Source organism: Halorubrum sp. Ib24 (assembly GCF_002252745.1).
In the GTDB taxonomy this organism is placed as follows: Archaea; Halobacteriota; Halobacteria; order Halobacteriales; family Haloferacaceae; genus Halorubrum.
This window is the reverse complement of record NZ_NHOX01000040.1, coordinates 67,986-89,986: the sequence shown is the minus strand read 5'-3', so window position 1 is coordinate 89,986 and position 22,001 is coordinate 67,986. Positions and strand designations below refer to the sequence as shown.

Sequence of the window (22,001 nt, the reverse complement as noted above, 5' to 3'; positions counted from 1 at the left end):
GCGGGAGCGGTCGGATCGCCTCCCGCTCAGCGCCTCTCGCTCAGGCGCCGACGGTCTCTTCGAGCAGCTGCAGCGGGTGTTTGATCTCGTACCCCGTCCCGTGTTCCATCTGCATGGCGCAGGTGGGGCACTCGGTCATCCCCACGTCGCCCTCGGCGTCCTCCATGTGTTCGAACATCTCCTCGCCGATCTTCATCGACTTCTCGTACTTCTCCTCCTTCCAGCCGTACGTCCCCGAGATACCGGAACAGGAGTCGCCGACGTCCTCCATGTTCACGCCGTCGACGTCGCGGAACGTCTCGACGGCCTGCCGGGCGAGCCCCTGATTGCGGGCGTGACACGGCGCGTGGTAGGCGTACGACCGATCGTCCGCGAGCTCACTGCCCGCGAGCTCGCCCTCCAGGTCCTCGTGGATCCGGAGGTACTCCAGCGCCTCGTAGGTGTGCTCGGAGACGTCCTCGATCCCGTGGATGTCGAACAGCTCCGGGTACTCCTGCCGGAGCGACATCGAGCAGGAGGTACAGGAGGCGATCACGTCCGCGCCCTCGCCGATGGCCTCGATCAGGCTCTCGACGTTCGTCTCCGCGTGCCGGCGGGCGTCTTTCAGCATCCCGTTCGCGAACATCGGGGTGCCGGAGCACTTCTGCGGGGGTACCATCACCTCGTAGCCGAAGTGCTCGTACACCCGGACCATCGCCTTGCCGACCTCGGGCGTGTTGTAGTTGGAGTAGCAGCCGTGGAAGTAGGCCACGCGCTTGTCCGGGTCCTCCACCTGCGCGCCGCCGCGAGCCTTCCACCACTCGCGGAACGTCTCCGTGGCGAACTCGGGGAAGTCGCGCTCCTTCGGGATGCCGAGCGTCTTCTCCATCGCCCAGCGGACCGGCCCGAAGTTCATCGCGAACGACGCGGTGCGCGGGAAGACGCTCGCCAGCCGCGCCGAGGTCCGGTAGTTCGCTAAGATCCGGTTGCGGACGTACTCGACCGACAGCTTCTCCATCTGCTCTTCGACGAACTGGCCGCGCGCCTCGTTGTGCATCTGCGAGAGCGGCACCGAAGAGGGGCACGCGTCGTCGCAGCGCATGCAGTTCGAACAGGAGGTGATCGACTCGTCGATGTCGTGGTCGTCCTTGCGCTTGAGGCGCCACTGCTCGGGCCCTTGGAACTTCGGCCCCGGGAACTCGTCGTCGACTTCGGCGACCGGGCAGGAGGTGTCGCAGCTCGTGCATTTGTAGCAGGAGTCGGCCCCCTCGCGGAGGTCGAGGTCGCCGCCGGGGAACACGTCGACCGGGTCGTACGCGTCCGGGTCGAGCTCCGCCGAGTCGGAGCCGCCGGTCGCGCTCTCGACGCCGCCGTCGGTGGCTGGTCTCTCGTCGGCCTCGCTCTCGTCGGCCTCGCTCCCGCCGGCCCGCTCCCCGTCGTCGGGGACGAAGATCGACGGCTGTTCGTCGCGGCCCGCCTCCGGGACGCCGGGACTGGCCCGCGGCTCGCTCCCGTCGCCGCGCTCTCCCCCCGTTCCGTCCGTCGCCCCCGTGTCGTCCGGTGTGTCTCGTGTCATTGGGTCGCCTCCGTCGCCGCCTGCCGCCCGGCCACGAGGCCGGTCGCGAGCGACACCCCGCTCGCGGACTTTTCCCGCGCCGCGTCCGCGCCGCCGACGACGCCGCCGGCCGCGAATACGTTCGCGTACTGTGCCTCGCCGTCGCCGTCGAGCGGGCGCCCGCGCTCGTCGGGGCGCACGCCGAACCGCGCGTACGGCTGGTCGCCGAACGCGTCGTCGACGAACCACTCGTAGCGGTCGTCGGGCTGCTCGACGTGTAGGTCGAAGACGGGCTCGCGGACGCCCTCGCGGTCCGAGTCGAGCCCCTTCCCGACGAGCCCGCCGGTCGCGAGCACGAAGGCGTCGGCGCCGTACGGCGTCTCCCTCCCCTTCCGATCGACGGCGACCGTCTCGATCCGGCCGTCCGCCTCGGTCTCGATCCCGGCGACTGGGTTGCCGGTCTCGAACCGGACGCCCTCGGCGTCGAGCGCGTCGTAGAGCGTGTCCTCCAGGCGGAGCCCCGGGAGGCTCGGCGGCCCCATCGGGATCTCGAACACGTCGGCGCCGAGCCGGTCGGCCAGCTCCGCGCGCACCTCGTCGCCGCGGTCGTCGCCGAGGAACGCCGGGAAGCCGACGCGCTCGACGCGGTCGACGCCGCCCGCCTCGTCAACGACGTCGTGGAGGTGCGGGGCGACCGCCTTCGCGAGCGCCTCGCGGGCGGGGACGCCGTCGATCTCCTCGTCGTGGTCGAGCGCCTTCGCCAGCCGGGTGACCTTCGCGTCGGCCCGGAACGCCTCCGCGAACTCCACCTCCGCGCCGGCGACGTCGAACGGGACGCCGGCGGCCTCCAGCCGGCCCGCGAACGCCCGCGCGTCGTACTCCGTCAGCGACCGGAACCCCACGATGAGCGCCGGCCGGTCGTCGCTCGCGAGCCCCCTCTCCGCGGCCGCCGGGTACCGCGCGGTCGGCTTCACGCTCCCGCCGAACGTCGGCAGGAGCGCGTTACGGTCGGTGTGGCTCCCGCGGTACGCGTCGCCGGCGAGCTCGTCGAACAGGTCGAGTCCCTCCCGGAGCGCGTCCGCGCCGATGACCCGGTAGGGGTGGCTCTCGGGGAGCCGGTCGATCCCCTCGAAGGGGTCGGCGAGGGGTCCCTCGGGGTCGGGCCACTCGTCGCGGTCGAGCTCGCGGCCCGCTGTCGGCGGTCCCTCGCGGAGCGGCTGCGCCGGCTCCGTCGCCGGGACGTAGCCGAGCGCGTCGATCAGCCCGGAGGCCTGCCGGAGCGTGCTCGACTTGTGGGAGACGAGCCGCACGTCGGCACCCTCGCGGGACGCCGAAATCGCCGCCGTGATCGCCGCCAGCCCGCCGCCGACGACGAGGACGTCGCTGTCGATCGCCATCAGCGCCCTCCGTCGGTCGTCGCGTCGTCACCTGCGCGACCCCCGTCGGTCGTCGCGTCGTCGCCTGCGCGACCCCCGTCGGTGGCGGCGGTCCCGGCGTCGCCGCCCTCGTCGGCGTCGGCGCTCGCCGGGCCGGACCCGGCGCCCGCGTCGAAGGCGCCGAAGTCGACCTCGCCGTCGAGGTTCGCGGGGTCGCCGTCGCGGTTCATCGTCGTCGCGTGCAGCAGGTGGTTCAGCATCGCCTGCGAGAGCTGCCGCCCCCACAGCGCGTGGCGCTGGCCCTTCCAGCGCTCCTGGTACAGCTCGTCCTCCGCGTCGCGGACGACGGGCTCCGGGTACTCCCGCGCCAGCTCAGAGGCGATGCGGTGGGTGCAGAAGCCGCCCTGACAGTTCCCCATCGAGGCGCGGGTGCGGAGCCGGACCGCATTGAGGTCGCTGCCCGCCTCGCCGATGGCGTCCTGCACCTCGGCGCGCGTGACGCCCTCGCACTCGCAGACGATCGGGTTCGGGTCGTACTCGTCGAGTACCTCGTCCGCGCGCGACCCGAGCCGCTGCCCGGAACGGCGGGCGACCGGCGAGCGGAGCCCGAACTCGTCCATCAGCTCCTCCATCCGCGCGTCGCTCTCCGACCCGGGCAGCGGCGCCTCGGCGGTGTCGCAGGTCGCCTCGTGACCGAGGACCTCGCAGACGTGGTCCGAGATGGACTCGGCCATCATGCGGTAGGTGGTGAGCTTCCCGCCGACGATGGTCGTCATCCCCGGCAGGTCGTCGCGGTCGCCGTGGTCGAGCAGGAAGTAGTCGCGCGTGATGTCGGTCGGGTCCTCGGTGCCCGTTCCCGGTGGCTCGTAGAGGGGGCGGACCCCCCAGAACGACCGCAGCGTGCGGGCGTCCTTCAGCGCGGGCACGAGCTCCGAGAGCGTCTCGATCATCAGGTCGACCTCCCACTCCTCCTCGGGGTAGTCCTCGGGGTCGTCGACCTCCTCGTCGGTCGTGCCGAGGATGCAGGCCGTCTCGTGCGGGACGACGATGTCCGCGTCGCCCTTCGGTCGGCACCGGTTGATGACGGTGTCGACCTGTCGGGTGTTCATCACGGTCATCACGCCCTTCGACGGGCGCACCTCTACGTCGACGCCCGCCATCTCGCCGACGTTGCCGGCCCACGCGCCGGTGGCGTTGACGACGTGTCGCGCGCGGATCTCCTCGGTCGTCCCGGGCTCGCGGTGGACCCGCTTGCCGGGGCCGGTCTCGTGTTCGATCTCGACGCCGACGACCTCGCCGTCCTCGACGAGCACGTCGGTCACCGGGGCGTGCGTCTCGACCCGCGCGCCGTGCTCGCGGGCGTCGGCCGCGTTGGAGACGCAGAGCCGGAAGGGGTCGACCGCGCCGTCCGGGAGCGCGATCGCCTTCTCGACGTCGCGGGCGAGGTACGGCTCGCGGCGGCGGGCCTCCTCGCCGTCCAGCACCTCGACGGGGATGTCGCACGCGCGGCACCCCTCCAGCTTCTCCTGGAAGTACTCCTCGGAGTCCTCGGGGCGCTTGACGAACATCCCCCCCGTCTCCTCGACGCAGTGGGACGCGATGTCGCGGAGCACCCGGTTCTCCTCGATACACTCCCTCGCGCTCTTCTGGTCGGAGACCGCGTACCGACCCCCGCTGTGGAGGAGCCCGTGCATCCGTCCCGTCGTGCCGTGCGTCAGGTTCCCCTTCTCGACGAGCACCGCGTCGAGCCCCCGCCGCGCCAGGTCCCTGACGACGCCGCAGCCGGTCGAGCCGCCCCCGACGACCACGACGTCCACCTGATGGTCCATAACCGACCGCTCGGACCCCGTCCACTTTACTTTACCTCCTCTTTACGGGTTCGCATAACTATCAGGGACGTTCAAGTAGTGCAAGCGTTAGCGCCAACGGTTTGTTTATATATCCTCTTTTTGAACCGCGCTCAAAAGCGGATTTTAACAGTTAGATTATTATGGTAGTACATTATGTTCACGAACGGCGTGGTAGCTTCCGTGAAGATATACCGCGGCGACGGCGGTGACCCCCGTCGAAACGCGGCCGCGCGTCCGGCCTGCGGGTCGGACGCGGTCGCTCGGGGGTCGCCTCACGGAGCCGAATCCCGGCCGAGCCGGGACGCGACCCTCTCGGGACGCGCCCGGGACGGGATCGGCGGCGTCGCCGCGTGCGGACCAGCGCCACAGGAGGGATCCAAAACATGACACAGTACGTCGGTGCGATAGACCAAGGGACGACCGGCACCCGATTCATGGTGTTCGACCACGAGGGCCAGGTCGTCACGAACGCTTACGAACAGCACGAGCAGATTTACCCGAACCCCGGATGGGTCGAGCACGACCCGATCGAGATCTGGGAGAACACCCAACAGGTCGTCCTCGACGGGCTCGCGGACGCGGGGCTGGAGGCGGACCAGCTCGACGCGATCGGGATCACCAACCAGCGCGAGACGACGATCGTGTGGGACAAAGACTCCGGAAAGCCGGTCCACAACGCCCTCGTGTGGCAGGACCGGCGGACGACGGACCGCGTCGAGGAGATCCAGGAGGCCGGGAAGGTCGAGGAGATCCGCGAGAAGACCGGACTGGAGTGCGACGCGTACTTCTCCGCGACCAAGACCGAATGGATCCTCGACAACGCGGAGCCGCTCAAGATGTCCGCGTCCCGCGGCCGAGACCTCCGCGACAGGGCCCGCGACGGCGAGCTGCTGATGGGCACGATCGACGCGTGGCTCATCTACAACCTGACGGGCAACCACATCACGGACGTCACGAACGCTTCCCGGACCATGCTGTACAACATCCGGGACATGGAGTGGGACGACGAGCTCCTCGAGGAGTTCGACGTGCCGCGTGAGATGGTGCCCGAGGTCCGACCGTCCTCCGACGAGGACTACTACGGCCACACGGACGCGGACGGCTTCCTCGGCGAGGCGGTTCCCGTCGCCGGCGCACTCGGCGACCAACAGGCCGCGCTCTTCGGGCAGACCTGCTTCGACAAGGGCGACGCGAAGAACACCTACGGAACCGGCGCGTTCTACCTGATGAACACCGGGGAGGAAGCCGTCGCGTCCGACAACGGGCTGCTCACGACGGTCGGCTTCCAGATGTCCGGCGAGCCGGTACAGTACGCGCTGGAGGGGTCGATCTTCATCGCCGGCGCGGCGATCGAGTTCCTCGAGGACGTCGACCTGATCAACAACGCCGCACAGACCGCGGAGCTGGCCCGATCGGTCGACTCGACCGACGGCGTCTACATGGTTCCGGCGTTCACCGGGCTCGGCGCCCCCCACTGGGACGGCCGGGCTCGCGGGACCATCGTCGGGATGACTCGCGGCACCGCCAAGGAACACATCGTCCGGGCGACGCTGGAGAGCATCGCCTACCAGACCCGCGACCTCGCGGAGGCGATGGAGGCCGACTCGGGCGTCGAGATGACCAGCCTCCGCGTCGACGGCGGCGCGGTCAAGAACAACTTCCTCTGTCAGCTGCAGGCCGACATCATCCAGACGGACATCGTCCGGCCGGAGGTCGACGAGACCACGGCGCTCGGCTCGGCGTACGCCGCCGGCCTCGCCGTCGGCTACTGGGACACCGTCGACGAGCTCCGCGATAACTGGCAGATCGACCGCGACTTCTCGCCGGAGAAGGAGCAGGAAGAGGTCGACAAGCTGTACGACCGCTGGGACGACGCGGTCGAGCGCTCCCTCAATTGGGCACAGGACGACGAGGAGGACGAGTAGATGAGCGCCGAGGCTTCGGCGTTGCTCGCGTCCGGCGACCTGCTCGCGCAGTCCGGCGGGGTGCTCGCACAGTGGAGCGCCGGTTCGATCGGCGCGGTGCTCGACATCCTGCTCGACCCGACCATCTGGCTCGGCGCGGCCGCCGGCGGGGCGTTCGGCGCCGCGCTCGGTGCGCTCCCGGCGTTCATCTTCACCGGCTTCCTCGTCATCGCCGGCGTGTGGGGCGGTGACGCCGCCATGGGGTCGGGCGTCGGCGTCGGGTTCGGTCCCGTCTTCGGGCCGCACATCTCCTTCGCCGGCGGTGCGGCGGCGTCGGCGTACGCGGCGAAGAACGGCGCGATGGAGTCCGGCTTCGACTACCACAACGCGAAGGACATCGGCTTCGCGCTCGGGAGTCGACCTGACATCCTCGCGGTCGGTGCGGCGTTCGGTGTGTTCGGCATCGTGCTCGAACAGACGCTGCGGAACCTGGCGATCCCGACGGACCCGATCGCGTTCACCGTCGTCGCCAGCGCGCTGGTCCACCGGGCGGTGTTCGGCTACTCGGTGATCGGCAACGTCAGCAGCAAGGCGAGCGGCTACTTCGACATGGGACCGTTCGAACGCGAGGAGATGCGCGATCCGAATGAGGTCCCCGGCGACGGCGACAAGTCCAGCGAGGACCGCCTCGCGGTCGAGCCGTGGCTGCCGAACATGTACAAGTGGTCGCACGTCGCGGCGATCGGTGCGGCCGCCGGACTGGCGGCCTCCTACGCCGCGATCCAGACCGGGAACGTGTTCCTCGGGTTCGGTATCAGCGCGGCGACGCTGCTGTTCCTGAACCTCGGCGTCGACCGGATCCCGGTCACTCACCACATGACGCTACCGGGCGCGACGGCGTGGGCGGCGTTCACGGGAGCGGGCTTCAGCGGCACGGTCGGACTGGTCGCGGGGGCCGGGTTCGGCCTCCTCGGCGCCGTGATCGGTGAGGCCTTCCAGCGCGTCTTCTACGCGCACGGTGACACTCACGTGGACCCGCCGGCCGCGGCGATCTTCATCTCGTCGTCGATCCTCGCGGTCCTGGCGATCCTCGGCGTCCTCGGCTCCATCTGGGTGCCGGGAACCTAAGCGTCGCCTTCCGGCTTTTATCCCGCCGGAAGCGTCGAAGAAAGAACCACGTACGCAACGACACCAGCGATGATCCCGACACCAACCGAGGTAACGAACCCTTGAGTGAACGCGAACGCGGCGACGGCGATGACGGACAGCACCACCAGCCCGATTCCGGCGGCGCCGTGGTGGTACGCCCCGACCGTCGGGTGGTCGCTGAGCGACGTCCGGTCCGACTCCGGGACCCGAACGCTCGCGTGATACGGGACGTACAGCCGGACGCCGACGCCGGCGGTCGCGGCGACGATAGAGGCGAACTGGACGTCGACGACGAGCTCGCGGACGACGAGGAACGCGGCGATCGCGACGATCAGCGCGACCGCCTTGCTCCGCTTGTCGGCCTTGACGACCGACTCGTCGAACTCTGGTTCGGACATACTCCGCGGGAGGCGGCCGGGGGTGTTAAGATTGTGGACGGCGGCGGGAGCGATCGCGTCGCCGTTGTCGTCGCCGGTGCCGTTCTCGGCCGCGACCGCCGGCCGGCGACGGCGTTCGAGGTGGATTTAACGTCGCCGGGCGAGAGGGGCCGATATGAACGCGGAGACGCTGGGACTCGAGAGGCGCGACGGTCGAAACATGCTCGTGGTCGCCGGAATCGTCACTCTCGTGGTGGCGGCGACCGCGGAGGGACCGGTCGGGGCGCGCGTCGTCGCCGGCGCGATCGTCGGCGCGGTCGCGGCCGCCGTGTTCGTCGCCTCGACGCTCCTTATAAACCGGTACAAGCCCGACGGCTGGTGAGGTCGCGGCGGCGAGCCGGTCGGACCGAGCGCCGCGCTTCGTGCCTGTTTTATTCGGACACACAGGAGGGTCGAGCGTGAACATCGACGACCGGATCGAGCGCAGGCTGGGGTACGACGCCGGGGCCGGCGTCCTCGTCGACCTCGACGCCGTCTCCCCCGTCTCACACGTGGACTCGCCCACCGGTCGGGGGCCGGTGTTCGAGCGCCTGCTCGACGTCTTCAGCCCGGCGTTCTCCGGGACGCTCCCGCCGAGCGCCTACGTGCACGGCCCGAAGGGGAGCGGGAAGTCCGCCGTCGTCTCCGCGCTGTTCGACCGCCTCGCGTCCCACAGCGGCCCGCGGCGGGCGATCCAGACGACGACGAGGGCGGTCGAACCCACTCTCCCGGGGTTCGTGTACGTCGACGCCCGCCGCGGCTCGACCCGGTTCCGGCTCTACCACGACGTCCTCTCGACGATCGGCGACGACCCGGTCCCGGAACACGGGATCGGCACCGACGAGCTCGCGGACAAACTGCGGGAGGGCGTCCGCACCGGTCCGGATATCGTCGTCGCGGTCGACCACACCAACGAGCCGGAGACGCCGGACGCGACGACCGTCGTCGACTGGCTCTCGGACATCGGCGGGCACATCTCGCCGGTCTGCCTCGGTCGGGACCCGCCCGACGCGATCGAGTGGGAGCCCGACGAGTCGGTCGCCTTCGAACCGTACCGGCGCCACGTGCTCGTCGAGCTGCTGACGAGCCGGTGTTCGACCGGGCTCGGTCGCGACGCGATCAGCCACGACCAGATCCGCGAGGTCAGCGAGTGGGCCGACGGCGACGCCCACGACGCGCTCGCCGCGATCGCCGGCGCCGCGATCAGCGCGGAGCGCGCGGGCGCCTCCACGATCCGGCCGACCGACCTCGACGCGGGGATCGAGGAGGTGCCGAAGCCCGGCGTCGCGCTGGGCCGCGTGCTCGCCCTTTCCGAGAGCCGACGGCGGCTGCTGTACGAGCTAGTCAGCCTGCCGGAGGACGACCGGGCCTCGGTGAGCGCGGCCACGGAGACGATCGCCTCGCGGCCCGCGGTCGACCTCTCGGCGTCCACCGTGCGCCGAGTGCTGTACGAGCTGGCGGACGCGGGGCTGCTCGACCGGGTGACGGTCAGCCAGAGCCACGGGAAGGGCCGCCCGCCGAGTCGGCTCATCCCGCGGTTCCCGACGCTCGTGTTCCGAGAGCTGTTCGACCGGCCGTCGTGGCCGGCCTGACCCGCCGTCATAGACCAAGCCGCCGCGGCCGACGGCCGCGGACCCCTCTTTATCGACGCCCGCGAACGGGCGCCGCCGAGAGAACGCAAGACAGTTGCGCCCGGCCTCCCGACCGCGGGTATGGCGCCGCCCCTCGCGCTGGACATCGACGGGACGCTGACGACGCCGAGCGGTCGGATCGACCCCCGCGTCTTCGAACTGTTGCCCGGCTGGGACGCGCCGGTCGTCTTCGCGACCGGGAAGGCGTTCCCCTATCCGGTCGCGCTGGCGCACTTCCTCGGCCGACCCGAGCTCGTGATCGCCGAGAACGGCGGGATCGCGTACGCGGACGGCGAAACGACCGTGCTCGGCGACCCGACGGCCCCGCGGGCCGTCGTGGAGGCGTTCCGCGAGCGCGGCGGGGAGGTCGGCTGGGGCGCAGGCAACACGGTGAACCGCTGGCGGGAGACGGAGGTCGCGCTGTCGCTCGACGCCGACGAGGCGCTGCTCCGCGAGGTCGCCGCGGCGGCCGACGGCGACGTCGAGGTCGTCGACACCGGCTACGCGTACCACGTCAAGTCGCCCGCCGTGAGCAAGGGGCAGGCGCTCGAACGCGTCGCCGACGCGCTCGGGCTCGCACCCGACGAGTTCGCCGCGGTCGGCGACAGCGAGAACGACGCGTCCACGTTCGCCGTCGCCGGCGAGTCGTACGCGGTCGCCAACGCTGACGCGACCGCCCGCGACGCCGCCGACACCGTCCTCGACGAGGGGTACATGGACGGGACGGCGGCGCTGTTGGCCGAGCTGCGCGAGCGGAGCGGGTGACTGGCCGCGGCCGTCGGCGGGCCCGAGGCCGCCGCGACGCCCCGCAACCGCTTTGTCGGTCCTGGTCGTCTGACGCGTCATGACCGGACGGATCGAGGCGATTCACGTCGCTCCCGAGTCGGGCGCGCCCATGGAGGAGCGAGACAGCGTCGAGGCGGTTTCGGGGCGGGGACTGCGCGGCGACCGGTACTTCCTCGACAGCGGGACCTACTCGCGGTCGGCGCGCGACGTGAGCCGCGAGCTGTCGCTGATCGAGGGCGAGACGCTCGACGCCGTCGAGCGCGACTACGGGATCGCCGTCGGCCCGGACGAGCACCGGCGCAACCTCACCACCAGGGACATCGGGCTCAACCGCCTCGTCGGGGCGCGGTTCCGCGTCGGCGACGCTGTCTGCGAGGGGGTCGAGCTCTGCGAGCCGTGCTCGTACCTCGAATCCCTACTCGAACGCGAGGGGCTCCGCGACGCGCTCGTCCACCGGGGCGGGCTCCGCGCCAGGATCGTCGAGGACGGCGCGATCGAAACCGGCGCGCCGATCCGGATTCTCGGCGACGCCGACGGCGCCGCGCGGTCGCGGCTCGAGGATTCGTAGCCGCGCCGCCGCTCACGTCGTGAACAGCTCTGTGTCGTCGGGGACGGCGAACAGCCCGAGCCGGACGCCGGCGTCGAGCCACCCGTAGCCGTACGAGTACGAGGCGAGCGCGTTCACCGGGTCGTCGTCCCCGCGGAAGTGACGTCCGTCTTCGAGGTACGACTCGGCCATCTCGGCCACGTCGGCCGCGGCCTCGCCGAGGGGCGTGTCGGCCGGCGGTCGCGGCTCCGCGGCCGCCAGCGCGTCGGCGAGCATGCGCTCGTATCGGTCCGTCTTCTCCTCTAAGTCGGCGGCCATGCGTCGGGGTTGCGCGGAGGCGATGAAAAGAGCGTCGGGCCCGCGGGCGACTGCGGCCCCCGGAGGGCGAGGCGTGGACGGCGATACCCCCGGACGACGGCGCGAAGGGCCCCGAGAGAGCCGATTTTAATACCGACGCGCCCCCGACACCGAACGATGCCCTCCGACGGATCGCCCGACTCCGGTCTCGGCCCGTCTCGTCCGCTGGACCCGACCGGCCGCGCGGCCCTCGGACTCGTGGTCGCGACGAACCTCCTCCCGCTCGTCGGCGTCGTCGCGTTCGACTGGCGCGTCGGTGAACTGCTCGCCGTCTACTGGATAGAAGTGGCGGTGATGGTGCTCGCGTACAGCGTCGTCGCGCTGTTCGCCGAGCGCCCGATCGTCTTAGCGGACCGGTCGTTCTACATCGTCGGCTACTCCGACGACGCGGAGCGCGGCGAGGTTTGGGAGAGCGATCCGGAACCGATACGCGTCGCCTCGTGGCTTCCGCCGGTGTACCGCCGAAAAGCGGGCGTCGTCGTCCGGTCGCTGGGGGTCTTCGGGTTCCTCCTGTTCCCGCTGCTCGGGGTCGGATGGGACGCGCTCGATTATCTCACGCCGACCGTCGGGCTGGCGACGCTCGGGATCTGCGGCGCGCAGGTCGCGGAGGTGCACCGGGAGTTCCTTGCCGAGCGCGCCTACGAGGAGCGGTCGCCGTACATGGTCGTCGAGGCGGCGCAGCGCGTCGTCTTCTTCTACTTCGTCATCGGGGTGGTGACCGCGGTCACCGTCACCGCCGGACTCGTCGCGGTCGAAGGGTTCGTCGCCCCCGGCCTGATCGACGCGACCGTCGACGCGGTCGGCGTCGAGGCGGTCGTTCTCCCGTACCTCCTGCCGATCACGATCGCGAAGGCGACGGTGGAGTGGAGTCGGCGACGGGCCCACCGCGAGGCGGAACCGGACGGGATCGCGACGTGGTTCACCGGCGAGGACCCGAGGCGGGAGTGGGAGACGGAGGAGTCGACCGGAGACGGGTAACCCCGCCGGGGCGCGGCGCCCGGCGCGGAAAGCGCAACGACGATACCGGCGGAGCCGAAACGGGCGGGCATGTACGAGGCCGTCCACGCCCACCCCGACGGCGACGCGACCGTCGCCCGCCACGCCGCCACCGCGGCGCGGTACGGCTACGACGGGGTCGTCGTCCGCACGCGGGACGCGCTCGCGCCGGCCGGCGAGGGCGGAGAGAGCGAGCGGGGAGGAGCCGACGACGGACCGCCGGCGGCGGCCGCCCTCCGCGAGGAGTACGGCGTCGACGTCGTCGACGCGGTCGAGATCGACGTCGCCGACGCCACGAGCGCCTCCGGCGCCGTCGGAAACTACCGCTCCGAGCGCACCGTCGTCCGCCTCGCGGGCGGCGACGACGGCCTCAACCGGTTCGCGGTCGAGGACCCCCGCGTCGACGTGCTCGCGCGTCCGATGGACGGCCCGGGCGATGTCAACCACGTCCTCGCGAAGGCGGCCCGCGACAACGCGGTCCACGTGGAGTTCGACCTCGGGCCGCTGCTCCGCTCCAGCGGCGGCAGGCGGGTGCGGGCGCTCGCCGACCTGCGGAAGCTCCGCGAGATCGTGACCTACTACGACGCGCCCCACGTCGTCAGCGCGAACGCGCGGTCCCACCTCGCGCTCCGGGCGCCCCGAGAGCTGGTCGCCGCCGCCGAGGCGGTCGGCTTCGACCCGGAGTGGGTACGGGACGGGCTCCGGGCGTGGGGCGCTATCGCGGCGCGCAACCGGGAGCGGCGCTCCGAGGCCTTCATAGAGCCGGGGGTCCGACGTGGCAGGTATGAAGAAGAGCGTTGAGGAGCACGCGGCGCGCTTCTCCGAGAAGGCGGCCGAGTACGACGATTCGAAGAGCGACGAGTACCACGCCTGCGCGAGCCTCGTCGTCGAGTACGCCGACCCGAACCCGGACGACGTCGTCCTCGATTTGGGCGCGGGCACGGGCGCCATCTCGCTGGCGCTCGCGCCCGACGCGGAGCGGGTGCTCGCCCGCGACATCAGCGAGGGGATGATGGACGAGGGGAGACGCAAGGCGGAGGAGCGCGGCCTCGCCAACGTCGAGTTCGCGTACGGCGAGTTCCGCGAGCCCGAGGTCGACCCCGGTCAGCGGATCGATATCGTCACCTCGAACTTCGCGCTCCACCACCTCGGCGACGACGAGAAGCGCGAGGCGATCCGCGAGATGGCCGCGACGGGGGCCCGCCGGATCGTCCTCGGCGACGTGGCGTTCTTCGAGGGGCCCGACCCGGAGGCGCCGTTCTACGGTCCCGAAGTCGACGACCCCGCCACCGTCGGCACCCTCGTCGAGGCGTTCACCGCCGAGGGGTTCGCGGTGACCGCGGTCGAGCGCGTCCACGACCAAGTCGCCGTGATCGTCGCGGAGCGGCTCGGCGACCGGAGCGACGGCGAGCCCGGGGCCGAGCGCTCCGGGTGACCACACCGTGAAACACCTCCCGAAGCACCTCCGGCCGCGGTGGCGGTACCTCGCGGTCGGGATCGAGACGTGGCCCGACGCCGACCTCGGGCGCCGCGCGTTCCAGCGCGCGCTCTGGTACGCCGCCGGCAACCTGATCGGCGACGCGGGGAGCGCCGACGCCGACCTGACCCTGCTCTCGTTCATGCACGGTGACGGGACCGGGGAAGCGGTGGTCAAAGTCCGGCACGGCCACGTCGCCGAGGCGCGCGCGGCGATCGCCTGCGTGAGCGAGGTCGACGGCGACCCGGTCGGGATCCACGTCCGTGGGATCTCGGGGACGGTGCGTGCCTGTGAGGAAAGATATATGCGTCGCGCGGGCGCTAATTCAACACAGCGAGACGTCGCGTTCGGGGACGCCGAGCGACCCGCAGTCGTGCGCGAGGACGCGTGCGACGTGTGGGTCGGGTCGGGTTACGTCGGCGCGGCGGCGTTCGACATCGAGTGATATCATGCAGGGCCAATCCCAACAGCAGGCGTACGACCGAGGAATCACCATCTTCTCTCCCGACGGCAGGCTCTACCAGGTCGAGTACGCCCGGGAGGCGGTGAAACGCGGGACGGCAAGCGTCGGCGTCCGCGCCGAGGACGGCGTCGTCCTCGCAGCCGACAAGCGCGCCCGCTCCCCGCTGATGGAGCCGGAGAGCATCGAGAAGCTCCACAAGGCCGACGACCACGTCGGCGTCGCGAGCGCCGGTCACGTCGCCGACGCCCGCCAACTCATCGACTTCGCGCGCCGGCAGGCGCAGGTGAACCGCCTGCGCTACGGCGAGCCGGTCGGCATCGAGACGCTGACGAAGAACATCACCGACCACATCCAGCAGTACACGCAGATCGGCGGCGCGCGCCCCTTCGGCGTCGCGCTGATCGTCGGTGGGATCGAGAACGGCGAGCCGCGACTCTTCGAGACCGACCCCTCCGGCACCCCCTACGAGTGGCAGGCGCTCTCGATCGGTTCCGACCGGAGCGACCTCCGCGACTACCTAGAGGAGGAGTACGAGGAGGGTATCTCCACCGACGAGGCGGTCGGGCTCGCGCTCGACACCCTCGCGCAGTCGAACGACGGCGAACTGGCGCCCGACGGCGTCGGCGTCGCCACGATCACCGTCGACGACGACGACGGCTACACCGAGCGGTCGAACGAGGAGATCGAATCGATCCTCGACGAGCGGGACCTGCTCGAGAGCGAGGAGGACGAGGACGACGCCGACGACGCCGGCGACGCCGACGAGGAGTAAGGTCGGGTCGCCCCGGGTCGAAACGTCCATTTTTCGAGGCGCGAACGGGGACCCATGAGCGACGACCACGCGGTCGAGTCCGACGGGCCGGATCCGGGACGGGACGGCCACGCGCTCCCGGCCGGCTACGAGCTGCGAGAGACGACGCCGTCGGTCGACGCGTTCCGGCGGCTCCGGCGGGAGGCCGAGATGAGCGACCGGTCGCGAGAGGCGGTCGAACGGGGGCTCCCGAACACGACGCACGGCGTTCACGTCGTCGAGACCGAGACCGGGTCGGCGGTCGGAATGGCGCGGATCGTCGGGGACGGCGGATCGATATTTCACCTCTCGGATACGGCCGTCGCGGAGCCGCATCAGGGGCGAGGGATCGGAACGGCGATGATGGACGCGCTCGTCGCGTGGCTCCGCGCGAACGCGCCGGACGGCGCGTACGTCGACCTCCTCGCCGACGTCGACGGCTTCTACGAGCGGTGGGGGTTCGAGCGGACCGCGCCCGCGTCGCGGGCGATGGGGATCCGGACCGAGGAGCTGTGACGCGAATCCTGCTCCGGGCGTCGCGGGGGAGACCGGCGCTCGGGTCGGGAGAGTTATGCCGTCGGGGGCCGACCGACGACGCGTGCAGAAGACGGTACTCATCACCGGCTGTTCCTCGGGTATCGGCCGCGCCGCGGCGCACGCGTTCAACGACGAGGGGTGGACCGTGTACGCGACCGCGCGGAACCCCGCCGACATCGAGACGCTCGGCGAGGCGGGCTGCGAGCTCGCCACCCTGGACGTCACCGACCAGTCCGACGACGACCGCGTCGTCGACCGGATCCTCGACGAGGAGGGCGCGATCGACGCCCTGATCAACAACGCGGGGTACGGCCAGTTCGGCCCGATCGAGGACGTGTCGACGGCGGCGGTCCACGAGCAGTTCGACGTGAACGTGTACGGGCCGCACCGGCTCACGAAGGCGGTGTTGCCGGCGATGCGCCGCGAGCGCGACGGGACTATCGTCAACGTCTCCTCGGTCGCCGGGCGCGTCTCGTTCCCCGGGGGCGGCGTCTACAGCGGCTCGAAGTTCGCGGTCGAGGCGATGTCCGACGCGCTCCGCAACGAGGTCGCCGAGCACGGGATCGACGTCGTCGTGGTCGAGCCCGGACCGGTGAAGACGAACTTCTCGAAGCGCGCGCAGGCGGAGGCGGGCGTCGGTTCGGACGGGGGCGAGGGCGACGGAGACGACGCGGGCGGGAGCGGCGCGTCGAACGGCGACGACGACCGCTCCGGCGCCTACGAGGAGTTCTACGCGCTGTTCGAGGACGCGAAGCTCGTCGGCGGCGGGGGTCCCGGCGCGGTCGAGCCGGAAGTCGTCGCCGGCGCGATCTACGATGTCGCGAGCGCGACGCAACCGCCCGCGCGCGTGCAACCGGGCACCGCCGCCCGCGTCGGCGTCCTCGCGCGCTTCCTCCCGGACGCGGTGCTCGACCGCGGCTACGAGTTCGTCCTGAAATTCACGTCGTAGCGTCAGCCGCCCCGCTCCGGGCCGCCGGTCCCCGACTCGTCGCGGCCCGGCGCGAACGCGAACGGGCTCTCTCCCTCCCGCCACTCCCAGCCCGGGAGCCGCGTCTGGAAGCCGGCGGCGAGCGCCGCGTCGAGGTCGTCGGCGCCGGCGGTGCCGGCGTCGTCGCCAGACGCGGTCTCGTCCTCGCTGACGTGAACGTCGACGAAGTGGAACGTCGCCTGCCCGAGCAGCGAGAGCGGCCGGCCGCCGGCGAGCGTCGCCGCGAGCTCGCGGCCGAGGGCCTCGTCGACGACGAAGCCGGGGTAGTCGTCGGCGACGTCGAGGTCACGGAGGAGCGCGACGCAGCCGGCGACGTTGACCGCGACCTCGCCGTCGGCGAAGACGGCGTCGACCTCGCGGCGGTACGCCTCGCGGCTCACCGGGGCGACGTCCGTCTCGAACAGCGTCCCCAGTCGCTCGCGGGTCTCGTTGATCAGGGGAACGACGACCGGCGCGCGGTCGCGGACCCACGCGCGCTCGTCGCGGACCGTTTCGGGGGTAACGCGCATGGGGATTCGAACGCCACCGCCGGGCAAGGGGCTTGCCCTTTGCGAAGGGTTTTATAATAACGGGGGTATACGTCCACCTAAGCGGGTTTTCGCTGGCTGTTCCCGCACGGTACCACCTACGGACAGTACTACCACTATGCCTACCCCGTCACGGTCGACCGTTCGGCGACGAGCCACGTACCGGCGCGCGGACGCGTTCGACGGCGGCGGCGACCCCGACTACCCGCGGTAAGATATGAGTCAAGTCGACAAGCAGCTCGATACACTGAAATCAGAGATCGAACAGGAGATTCCGAACGACATCACGGTCACCGACGTCAAGTACGAGGGCCCGGAACTGGTCGTCTACACCCGCGACCCGAAGCGGTTCGCCGGCGACGGCGACCTGATCCGCCGGCTCGCCTCCAAGCTCCGGAAACGAATCACGGTCCGCCCGGACCCCAGCGCCCTCTCTCCGCCGGCCCGCGCCGAGGAGGAGGTCCGCGAGGTGATCCCGGACGACGCCGGCGTCACCGACCTCGACTTCCACGAGGACACCGGCGAGGTCGTCATCGAGGCGGAGAAGCCGGGGATGGTGATCGGCCGACGCGGCTCCACGCTGCGGGAGATCACCCAGGAGGTCGGCTGGACCCCCGAGGTCGTTCGGACGCCGCCGATCGAGTCCTCGACCGTCTCGAACGTGCGCGGCTTCCTGAAGACCGAGCGCGAGGAGCGCCGCGACATCCTCGAGCGCGTCGGGCGCCAGATCCACCGCGAGGAGATGTCCGACGACGAGTGGGTCCGGATCACGACGCTCGGCTGCTGTCGCGAGGTCGGCCGCGCCGCGTTCATCCTCTCGACGCCCGAGACCCGGATCCTCATCGACTGCGGCGACAAGCCCGGCGCGGAGGGCGAGGTGCCGTACCTGCAGGTCCCCGAGGCGCTCGGCGCCGGCGCGGCGACGCTCGACGCCGTCGTTCTCACGCACGCTCACCTCGACCACTCGGCGCTGATCCCCCTCCTGTACAAGTACGGCTACGACGGCCCGATCTACACGACCGAGCCGACCCGCGACCTGATGGGCCTGCTCACGCTGGACTACCTCGACGTCGCCGCCAAGGAGGGGCGGACGCCGCCGTACGAATCGGCGCAGGTCCGCGAGGCGATCAAACACACCATTCCGCTCGAGTACGGTGACGTCACCGACGTGGCGCCCGACGTGAAGCTCACCTTCCACAACGCGGGCCACATCCTCGGGAGCGCCGTCACGCACTTCCACATCGGCGACGGGCTCTACAACGTCGCCTTTTCGGGCGACATCCACTACGAGGACACCCGCCTGTTCAACGGCGCGGTCAACGACTTCCCGCGGGTGGAGACGCTCGTGCTGGAGTCAACCTACGGCGGCCGCGACGACTACCAGACCGACCAGGCCGACTCAGAGGAGGCGCTCAAGGAGGTCATCAACGAGACGTACGAGCAGGGCGGGAAGGTCGTCATCCCCGCGTTCGCCGTGGGGCGCTCCCAGGAGATCATGCTCGTCTTAGAGGAGGCGATGCGGAAGGGCGAGATCCCGACGATGCCCGTCCACCTCGACGGGATGATCTGGGAGGCGACCGCGATCCACACGACCTACCCCGAATACCTCCGCGACGACCTCCGCGACCGGATCTTCCACGACGACGAGAACCCGTTCCTCGCGGAGCAGTTCAACCACATCGACGCCGGCGAGGACGAGCGACAGGAGGTCGCCGACGGCGACGAGTGCATCGTCATCTCCACCTCCGGGATGATCGAGGGCGGGCCGATCATGTCGTGGCTCCGCCACATCGGCCCCGACCCGGACTCGAACCTCGTCTTCGTCGGCTACCAAGCGCAGGGAACGCTCGGCCGCCGGATCCAGAACGGCTGGGACGAGATCCCGGTCGACGGCTGGGGCGGCGGGAGCCGCGGCGACACGCTCACCCTAGAGATGGGGACCGAGGTCGTCGACGGCTTCTCCGGCCACGCCGACCGGCAGGGGTTAGAGAACTTCGTGAAGACGATGAACCCGCGGCCGGAGAAGGTGCTGTGCGTCCACGGCGACGAGCGCTCCGTGCAGGACCTCTCCTCGGCGCTGTACCACGACTACAACATGCGGACGTTCGCGCCGAAGAACCTGGAGACGTTCCGGTTCAAGTAACGCCGGCCATCGGTGGAGCGGGCGTCGGGGACGCGGCTGTCAGGCGTCGCAACCGGGCTTGTCCCGCTCGGTCGGTCCGTCGGTGGCCGCGGTCGCGACCGCCGTCGTACGCGCGATGGGCTGCTCCTCCTCGACGCCGATGAAGCGGATCTCGACGGAGTCGCCGGGCTCCATCGGACGGTCGCCGCTGAACTCGATCGGGTACCTGTTCTCGACGCGGAAGAACGGCTCGTCGCCGGCGCCGCCGGCAACGTCGTTCTGACCCGATTCGACGTACTCGTACGGCGGACCGTCGACCCCAGTCTCCCCGTCCTCTTGGTACCGATTGTGGACCATCCGGACGGTCAACGCGTCGCCGACCGCGAAATCGCCGGTACAGAACTCACCGACGTTCTGCGAGTGAAACTCCTGTTCGGAGTCCTCGTCGAACAGGTTCGGGTTCAGGAAGCGAACCTGTCCGCCCTCGCCGTCACCGCCCTCCCAGCGGACGAGTATCGAACCCACCTCGTCGCCCTCGAACGACGGGCCGGCGACGTACTCCATGCGGACGACGTCGACGTCGCCTCGGGGCGGATCGCTGACCCGTGAGTTCCACCCGCCCCACGCCCGGTGTTCGGGTCCGAGCGTCACCTCGGTGTCACCGAACGCGCGCGGCTCCTGCGGTTCCGTGAGCGCGCTGCCGATATCGAAAACTGTGACGCCGATACTCGCCGCGATTATCACGACGATAGCGGCCATGAGAATCGTCGCGACCACGGTGCTGACGCCGCGGTCGTCGCTACCGCGCATCGATCACCCCGTCGCCGGCGACGCAGTCGGATATCATACTCGCCTGTTCGGTGGGGGTCGTATGAGTTCGTCGGCCCACCTATCAATACAGATACTGCTTTTCAGTATACACTTATACCATACCCGTGAACGGACGGTATGCGTCTCGCGCTCATCGCCCACGACGAGCTGAAAGACGAGATGGTGGAGTTCGTCACAAAGCACGCCGCGGCCCTCGACGACTGCGAGCTCGTGACGACGGGGACGACCGGGAAACGCATCGCCGAGGAGACCGGCCTCGCCGTGAACCGGCAGGCGTCGGGGCCGTACGGCGGCGACCTCCAGATCGGCGGGATGATCGCCGACGAGGCGATCGACGGCGTCGTCTTCCTCCGCGACCCGCTCACGGCGCAGGCGCACGAGCCGGACATCTCCGCGCTGCTGCGCGTCTGCGACGTGAAGGACGTCCCGCTGGCGACCAACGTCGCCTCCGGGGAACTGCTCGTCGAGGGGCTCCTCGGCTCGACGTGAGCCTCCCCGAGTCCAAGTATCATATCGGATACCGAGAGCCGCGGCGTTTTACGTCCGTCCGTCGTACCCCGCACTGATGACCCGGCACCCGATGACCCGGATCGCGGCGGTCGCGGCCGCGCTGCTCCTCGTCTCGGCGCTCGCCGCGAGCGGAGCGGCCGTCGGTATCGGGGCGGCGCAAACGGGCGGCGACGCGTCCGGCGGCGACGCCTCGGACGGCGGCACACCAGACGACGCCGCGACGCCGCCCACGCGGTGTTTCGCGGGCGACGGCTACCCGATCTCGATCGGGGAGACGGGCGCGACGATCGACGCCGTCGTCCACCTCTCCGTGCTGACCGACCCCGCCGCCGGCAACGAGATCGGGCTGGAAGCCGCCGGCGCGCTCGGCGGCGATCCGATCGTGGTGCTCGCCGCGGGAGTCCGCCTCACCGCGCGTGAGGCGGTCGCGAACGGAGTCGACCCGTTCGCGGCGTTCGGCGTGCTGTACGCGTACGAGCTCACCCTCCCGATGTTCGGCGGCGCGATCGACGACTCGGAGTACAGCGACAGCGGCTCTCCGATCGAGTCCGGTGCCGGCGTCACGGCCTGCTGACCCGGAGCGCGCCTCGCTTCTGCTACTCCCCGTCCTCCTCATCCCCGTTGTCCGCCGGCGGGCGGACACCGCGAACGATCCCCAACAGCTCGCGGCGCGCGTCTTCGGGACCCCGACCCTCCGGGTACGCGGCGGCGACGACCGGGTACGCGCCGCCGGCGAGGAGGTACTCGTCGGCCGCCCACACCGCGAGCAGCGCCTCGATCGGGACCTCGCGGTCTCCGCCGGTCCCGTCCTCCTCCAGCCGGCAGTCGCCGCGGAAGGTCCAGACCGTCGCGCGCTCGGCGGCCGGGTCGTCCACGGCCATCTCGCGGTCGCCGCGGCGCTCGACCGCCGCGATGTCGCGGGCCGCGAGCCGGTCGCGGAACCCCTCTCTCGCCCGTCGCTCGACCAGACGGGTGAGCGCGGCGTTCGGCGCCGTCTCCGGGCGGATCCGCAGGCGACTCGCGAAACAGAAGGGCCGCGGGGGCGGGTCGGTCGCCCGCTCGTACCGCACCGTGCTCGCGGTCACGGAGACGGGGCCGGCGGCGAACGGTCGGTCCGTCGTCTCGGCGACGCGTCGCCAGCCGTCGAGGCGGTCCGGGGGGACGACCGGCGGGTCCATGGTCGCCGTTCGCCGGGGAGGTAATTAAAAGC

General features: G+C 70.8%; 24 protein-coding genes. 16 read left to right on the top strand and 8 right to left on the bottom strand.

Annotated features, from left to right (window positions below; translation table 11 throughout):
- Nucleotides 1-40: 40 nt before the first annotated feature.
- From DJ82_RS10505 to glpA, 3 genes are read right to left on the bottom strand one after another with little or no spacing between them, the layout of a single operon-like run.
- A complete protein-coding gene (locus tag DJ82_RS10505; protein ID WP_094522275.1) occupies nucleotides 41-1,555 on the bottom strand; it encodes an anaerobic glycerol-3-phosphate dehydrogenase subunit C in 1,515 nt (504 codons plus the stop codon).
- The gene (gene glpB / locus DJ82_RS10500) at nucleotides 1,552-2,931 is read right to left on the bottom strand and encodes a glycerol-3-phosphate dehydrogenase subunit GlpB (RefSeq protein WP_094581756.1); all 1,380 of its coding nucleotides are present in this window, start codon (nucleotides 2,929-2,931) and stop codon (nucleotides 1,552-1,554) included. Before glpB ends, DJ82_RS10505 begins: the two co-directional genes overlap by 4 nt.
- Nucleotides 2,931-4,739: an anaerobic glycerol-3-phosphate dehydrogenase subunit GlpA gene (gene glpA / locus DJ82_RS10495; RefSeq protein ID WP_094522273.1), complete on the bottom strand. Its 1,809-nt coding sequence runs from the start codon at nucleotides 4,737-4,739 to the stop codon at nucleotides 2,931-2,933. The genes glpB and glpA overlap by 1 nt, the downstream gene beginning before the upstream one ends.
- Before the next feature lie 404 nt (nucleotides 4,740-5,143).
- On the opposite strand from glpA, the gene glpK reads away from it, so the two are divergent.
- Together glpK and DJ82_RS10485 are read left to right on the top strand one after the other, a co-directional pair.
- Nucleotides 5,144-6,685, top strand: a complete 1,542-nt coding sequence (glpK, locus tag DJ82_RS10490; protein WP_094522272.1) for a glycerol kinase GlpK — start codon at nucleotides 5,144-5,146, stop codon at nucleotides 6,683-6,685.
- Nucleotides 6,686-7,792 (top strand): hypothetical protein, encoded by a 1,107-nt coding sequence (locus DJ82_RS10485; RefSeq protein ID WP_094522271.1) that lies wholly within the window; start codon nucleotides 6,686-6,688, stop codon nucleotides 7,790-7,792. It begins immediately after the preceding gene.
- Between the two features lie 17 nt (nucleotides 7,793-7,809).
- On the opposite strand, the gene DJ82_RS10480 is transcribed toward DJ82_RS10485, so the two are convergent.
- Nucleotides 7,810-8,211 carry a hypothetical protein gene (locus DJ82_RS10480; protein WP_094522270.1) on the bottom strand — a complete coding sequence of 134 codons (402 nt, stop codon included), beginning with the start codon at nucleotides 8,209-8,211 and terminating at the stop codon, nucleotides 7,810-7,812.
- Nucleotides 8,212-8,365: 154 nt separating this feature from the next.
- Between DJ82_RS10480 and DJ82_RS10475 the strand changes: the two genes are divergently transcribed.
- The 4 genes from DJ82_RS10475 to DJ82_RS10460 all read left to right on the top strand — a co-directional run bounded on the left by DJ82_RS10475 (nucleotide 8,366) and on the right by DJ82_RS10460 (nucleotide 11,214).
- Nucleotides 8,366-8,572 carry a hypothetical protein gene (locus DJ82_RS10475; protein ID WP_094522269.1) on the top strand — a complete coding sequence of 69 codons (207 nt, stop codon included), beginning with the start codon at nucleotides 8,366-8,368 and terminating at the stop codon, nucleotides 8,570-8,572.
- Between the two features lie 76 nt (nucleotides 8,573-8,648).
- Nucleotides 8,649-9,821 carry a Cdc6/Cdc18 family protein gene (locus DJ82_RS10470; RefSeq protein ID WP_094522268.1) on the top strand — a complete coding sequence of 391 codons (1,173 nt, stop codon included), beginning with the start codon at nucleotides 8,649-8,651 and terminating at the stop codon, nucleotides 9,819-9,821.
- Nucleotides 9,822-9,941: 120 nt separating this feature from the next.
- Nucleotides 9,942-10,625 carry an HAD-IIB family hydrolase gene (locus DJ82_RS10465; RefSeq protein ID WP_094581755.1) on the top strand — a complete coding sequence of 228 codons (684 nt, stop codon included), beginning with the start codon at nucleotides 9,942-9,944 and terminating at the stop codon, nucleotides 10,623-10,625.
- 79 nt (nucleotides 10,626-10,704) lie between these two features.
- Complete coding sequence (locus tag DJ82_RS10460; protein ID WP_094522266.1) at nucleotides 10,705-11,214, top strand: MOSC domain-containing protein; 510 nt, start codon at nucleotides 10,705-10,707, stop codon at nucleotides 11,212-11,214.
- Between the two features lie 12 nt (nucleotides 11,215-11,226).
- Here the strand turns inward: DJ82_RS10460 and DJ82_RS10455 are convergent, their stop codons facing one another.
- Entirely contained in the window at nucleotides 11,227-11,511 is a 285-nt protein-coding gene (locus tag DJ82_RS10455) for a DUF357 domain-containing protein (RefSeq protein WP_094522265.1), read from the bottom strand.
- Between the two features lie 156 nt (nucleotides 11,512-11,667).
- Here DJ82_RS10455 and DJ82_RS10450 point away from each other — a divergent pair, with 156 nt between their 5' ends.
- The 7 genes from DJ82_RS10450 to DJ82_RS10420 all read left to right on the top strand — a co-directional run bounded on the left by DJ82_RS10450 (nucleotide 11,668) and on the right by DJ82_RS10420 (nucleotide 16,762).
- Nucleotides 11,668-12,528 (top strand): DUF6498-containing protein, encoded by an 861-nt coding sequence (locus tag DJ82_RS10450; RefSeq protein WP_094581754.1) that lies wholly within the window; start codon nucleotides 11,668-11,670, stop codon nucleotides 12,526-12,528.
- A gap of 69 nt (nucleotides 12,529-12,597) precedes the next feature.
- A complete protein-coding gene (locus DJ82_RS10445; protein WP_094581753.1) occupies nucleotides 12,598-13,347 on the top strand; it encodes an RNase P subunit p30 family protein in 750 nt (249 codons plus the stop codon).
- Nucleotides 13,331-13,981, top strand: coding sequence for a class I SAM-dependent methyltransferase (locus DJ82_RS10440; protein WP_094522262.1), 651 nt, complete (start codon nucleotides 13,331-13,333; stop codon nucleotides 13,979-13,981). The genes DJ82_RS10445 and DJ82_RS10440 overlap by 17 nt, the downstream gene beginning before the upstream one ends.
- A 7-nt stretch (nucleotides 13,982-13,988) precedes the next feature.
- Nucleotides 13,989-14,468: an Rpp14/Pop5 family protein gene (locus tag DJ82_RS10435; protein ID WP_094522261.1), complete on the top strand. Its 480-nt coding sequence runs from the start codon at nucleotides 13,989-13,991 to the stop codon at nucleotides 14,466-14,468.
- Nucleotides 14,469-14,472: 4 nt separating this feature from the next.
- Nucleotides 14,473-15,258 carry an archaeal proteasome endopeptidase complex subunit alpha gene (gene psmA / locus DJ82_RS10430; RefSeq protein ID WP_094522260.1) on the top strand — a complete coding sequence of 262 codons (786 nt, stop codon included), beginning with the start codon at nucleotides 14,473-14,475 and terminating at the stop codon, nucleotides 15,256-15,258.
- A gap of 54 nt (nucleotides 15,259-15,312) precedes the next feature.
- Complete coding sequence (locus DJ82_RS10425; protein ID WP_094528238.1) at nucleotides 15,313-15,792, top strand: GNAT family N-acetyltransferase; 480 nt, start codon at nucleotides 15,313-15,315, stop codon at nucleotides 15,790-15,792.
- Between the two features lie 55 nt (nucleotides 15,793-15,847).
- The gene (locus DJ82_RS10420) at nucleotides 15,848-16,762 is read left to right on the top strand and encodes an SDR family oxidoreductase (RefSeq protein WP_094581752.1); all 915 of its coding nucleotides are present in this window, start codon (nucleotides 15,848-15,850) and stop codon (nucleotides 16,760-16,762) included.
- Between the two features lie 2 nt (nucleotides 16,763-16,764).
- Here DJ82_RS10420 and DJ82_RS10415 read toward each other — a convergent pair whose 3' ends face one another.
- The gene (locus DJ82_RS10415; protein WP_094581751.1) at nucleotides 16,765-17,310 is read right to left on the bottom strand and encodes a hypothetical protein; all 546 of its coding nucleotides are present in this window, start codon (nucleotides 17,308-17,310) and stop codon (nucleotides 16,765-16,767) included.
- Between the two features lie 235 nt (nucleotides 17,311-17,545).
- On the opposite strand from DJ82_RS10415, the gene DJ82_RS10410 reads away from it, so the two are divergent.
- On the top strand, nucleotides 17,546-19,471 hold the full coding sequence (locus tag DJ82_RS10410) for a beta-CASP ribonuclease aCPSF1 (RefSeq protein ID WP_094522256.1): 1,926 nt from the start codon (nucleotides 17,546-17,548) through the stop codon (nucleotides 19,469-19,471).
- Nucleotides 19,472-19,510: 39 nt separating this feature from the next.
- On the opposite strand, the gene DJ82_RS10405 is transcribed toward DJ82_RS10410, so the two are convergent.
- Nucleotides 19,511-20,260 carry a type IV pilin gene (locus DJ82_RS10405; protein WP_170938214.1) on the bottom strand — a complete coding sequence of 250 codons (750 nt, stop codon included), beginning with the start codon at nucleotides 20,258-20,260 and terminating at the stop codon, nucleotides 19,511-19,513.
- Nucleotides 20,261-20,398: 138 nt separating this feature from the next.
- Between DJ82_RS10405 and DJ82_RS10400 the strand changes: the two genes are divergently transcribed.
- Nucleotides 20,399-20,770: a methylglyoxal synthase gene (locus DJ82_RS10400; RefSeq protein WP_094528246.1), complete on the top strand. Its 372-nt coding sequence runs from the start codon at nucleotides 20,399-20,401 to the stop codon at nucleotides 20,768-20,770.
- Between the two features lie 76 nt (nucleotides 20,771-20,846).
- A complete protein-coding gene (locus DJ82_RS10395) occupies nucleotides 20,847-21,365 on the top strand; it encodes a hypothetical protein (RefSeq protein ID WP_094581750.1) in 519 nt (172 codons plus the stop codon).
- 22 nt (nucleotides 21,366-21,387) lie between these two features.
- Here DJ82_RS10395 and DJ82_RS10390 read toward each other — a convergent pair whose 3' ends face one another.
- On the bottom strand, nucleotides 21,388-21,969 hold the full coding sequence (locus DJ82_RS10390) for a hypothetical protein (protein ID WP_094528250.1): 582 nt from the start codon (nucleotides 21,967-21,969) through the stop codon (nucleotides 21,388-21,390).
- Between the last annotated feature and the right edge of the window lie 32 nt (nucleotides 21,970-22,001).

What these genes read in the sequence shown, in the direction of transcription:
- DJ82_RS10505 (WP_094522275.1), bottom strand. Translation starts at nt 1,555, where the DNA reads ATGACACGAGACACACCGGACGACACGGGGGCGACGGACGGAACGGGG.
- glpB (WP_094581756.1), bottom strand. Translation starts at nt 2,931, where the DNA reads ATGGCGATCGACAGCGACGTCCTCGTCGTCGGCGGCGGGCTGGCGGCG.
- glpA (WP_094522273.1), bottom strand. Translation starts at nt 4,739, where the DNA reads ATGGACCATCAGGTGGACGTCGTGGTCGTCGGGGGCGGCTCGACCGGC.
- glpK (WP_094522272.1), top strand. Translation starts at nt 5,144, where the DNA reads ATGACACAGTACGTCGGTGCGATAGACCAAGGGACGACCGGCACCCGA.
- DJ82_RS10485 (WP_094522271.1), top strand. Translation starts at nt 6,686, where the DNA reads ATGAGCGCCGAGGCTTCGGCGTTGCTCGCGTCCGGCGACCTGCTCGCG.
- DJ82_RS10480 (WP_094522270.1), bottom strand. Translation starts at nt 8,211, where the DNA reads ATGTCCGAACCAGAGTTCGACGAGTCGGTCGTCAAGGCCGACAAGCGG.
- DJ82_RS10475 (WP_094522269.1), top strand. Translation starts at nt 8,366, where the DNA reads ATGAACGCGGAGACGCTGGGACTCGAGAGGCGCGACGGTCGAAACATG.
- DJ82_RS10465 (WP_094581755.1), top strand. Translation starts at nt 9,942, where the DNA reads ATGGCGCCGCCCCTCGCGCTGGACATCGACGGGACGCTGACGACGCCG.
- DJ82_RS10460 (WP_094522266.1), top strand. Translation starts at nt 10,705, where the DNA reads ATGACCGGACGGATCGAGGCGATTCACGTCGCTCCCGAGTCGGGCGCG.
- DJ82_RS10455 (WP_094522265.1), bottom strand. Translation starts at nt 11,511, where the DNA reads ATGGCCGCCGACTTAGAGGAGAAGACGGACCGATACGAGCGCATGCTC.
- DJ82_RS10450 (WP_094581754.1), top strand. Translation starts at nt 11,668, where the DNA reads ATGCCCTCCGACGGATCGCCCGACTCCGGTCTCGGCCCGTCTCGTCCG.
- DJ82_RS10445 (WP_094581753.1), top strand. Translation starts at nt 12,598, where the DNA reads ATGTACGAGGCCGTCCACGCCCACCCCGACGGCGACGCGACCGTCGCC.
- DJ82_RS10440 (WP_094522262.1), top strand. Translation starts at nt 13,331, where the DNA reads ATGAAGAAGAGCGTTGAGGAGCACGCGGCGCGCTTCTCCGAGAAGGCG.
- psmA (WP_094522260.1), top strand. Translation starts at nt 14,473, where the DNA reads ATGCAGGGCCAATCCCAACAGCAGGCGTACGACCGAGGAATCACCATC.
- DJ82_RS10425 (WP_094528238.1), top strand. Translation starts at nt 15,313, where the DNA reads ATGAGCGACGACCACGCGGTCGAGTCCGACGGGCCGGATCCGGGACGG.
- DJ82_RS10420 (WP_094581752.1), top strand. Translation starts at nt 15,848, where the DNA reads ATGCCGTCGGGGGCCGACCGACGACGCGTGCAGAAGACGGTACTCATC.
- DJ82_RS10415 (WP_094581751.1), bottom strand. Translation starts at nt 17,310, where the DNA reads ATGCGCGTTACCCCCGAAACGGTCCGCGACGAGCGCGCGTGGGTCCGC.
- DJ82_RS10410 (WP_094522256.1), top strand. Translation starts at nt 17,546, where the DNA reads ATGAGTCAAGTCGACAAGCAGCTCGATACACTGAAATCAGAGATCGAA.
- DJ82_RS10405 (WP_170938214.1), bottom strand. Translation starts at nt 20,260, where the DNA reads ATGCGCGGTAGCGACGACCGCGGCGTCAGCACCGTGGTCGCGACGATT.
- DJ82_RS10400 (WP_094528246.1), top strand. Translation starts at nt 20,399, where the DNA reads ATGCGTCTCGCGCTCATCGCCCACGACGAGCTGAAAGACGAGATGGTG.
- DJ82_RS10395 (WP_094581750.1), top strand. Translation starts at nt 20,847, where the DNA reads ATGACCCGGCACCCGATGACCCGGATCGCGGCGGTCGCGGCCGCGCTG.
- DJ82_RS10390 (WP_094528250.1), bottom strand. Translation starts at nt 21,969, where the DNA reads ATGGACCCGCCGGTCGTCCCCCCGGACCGCCTCGACGGCTGGCGACGC.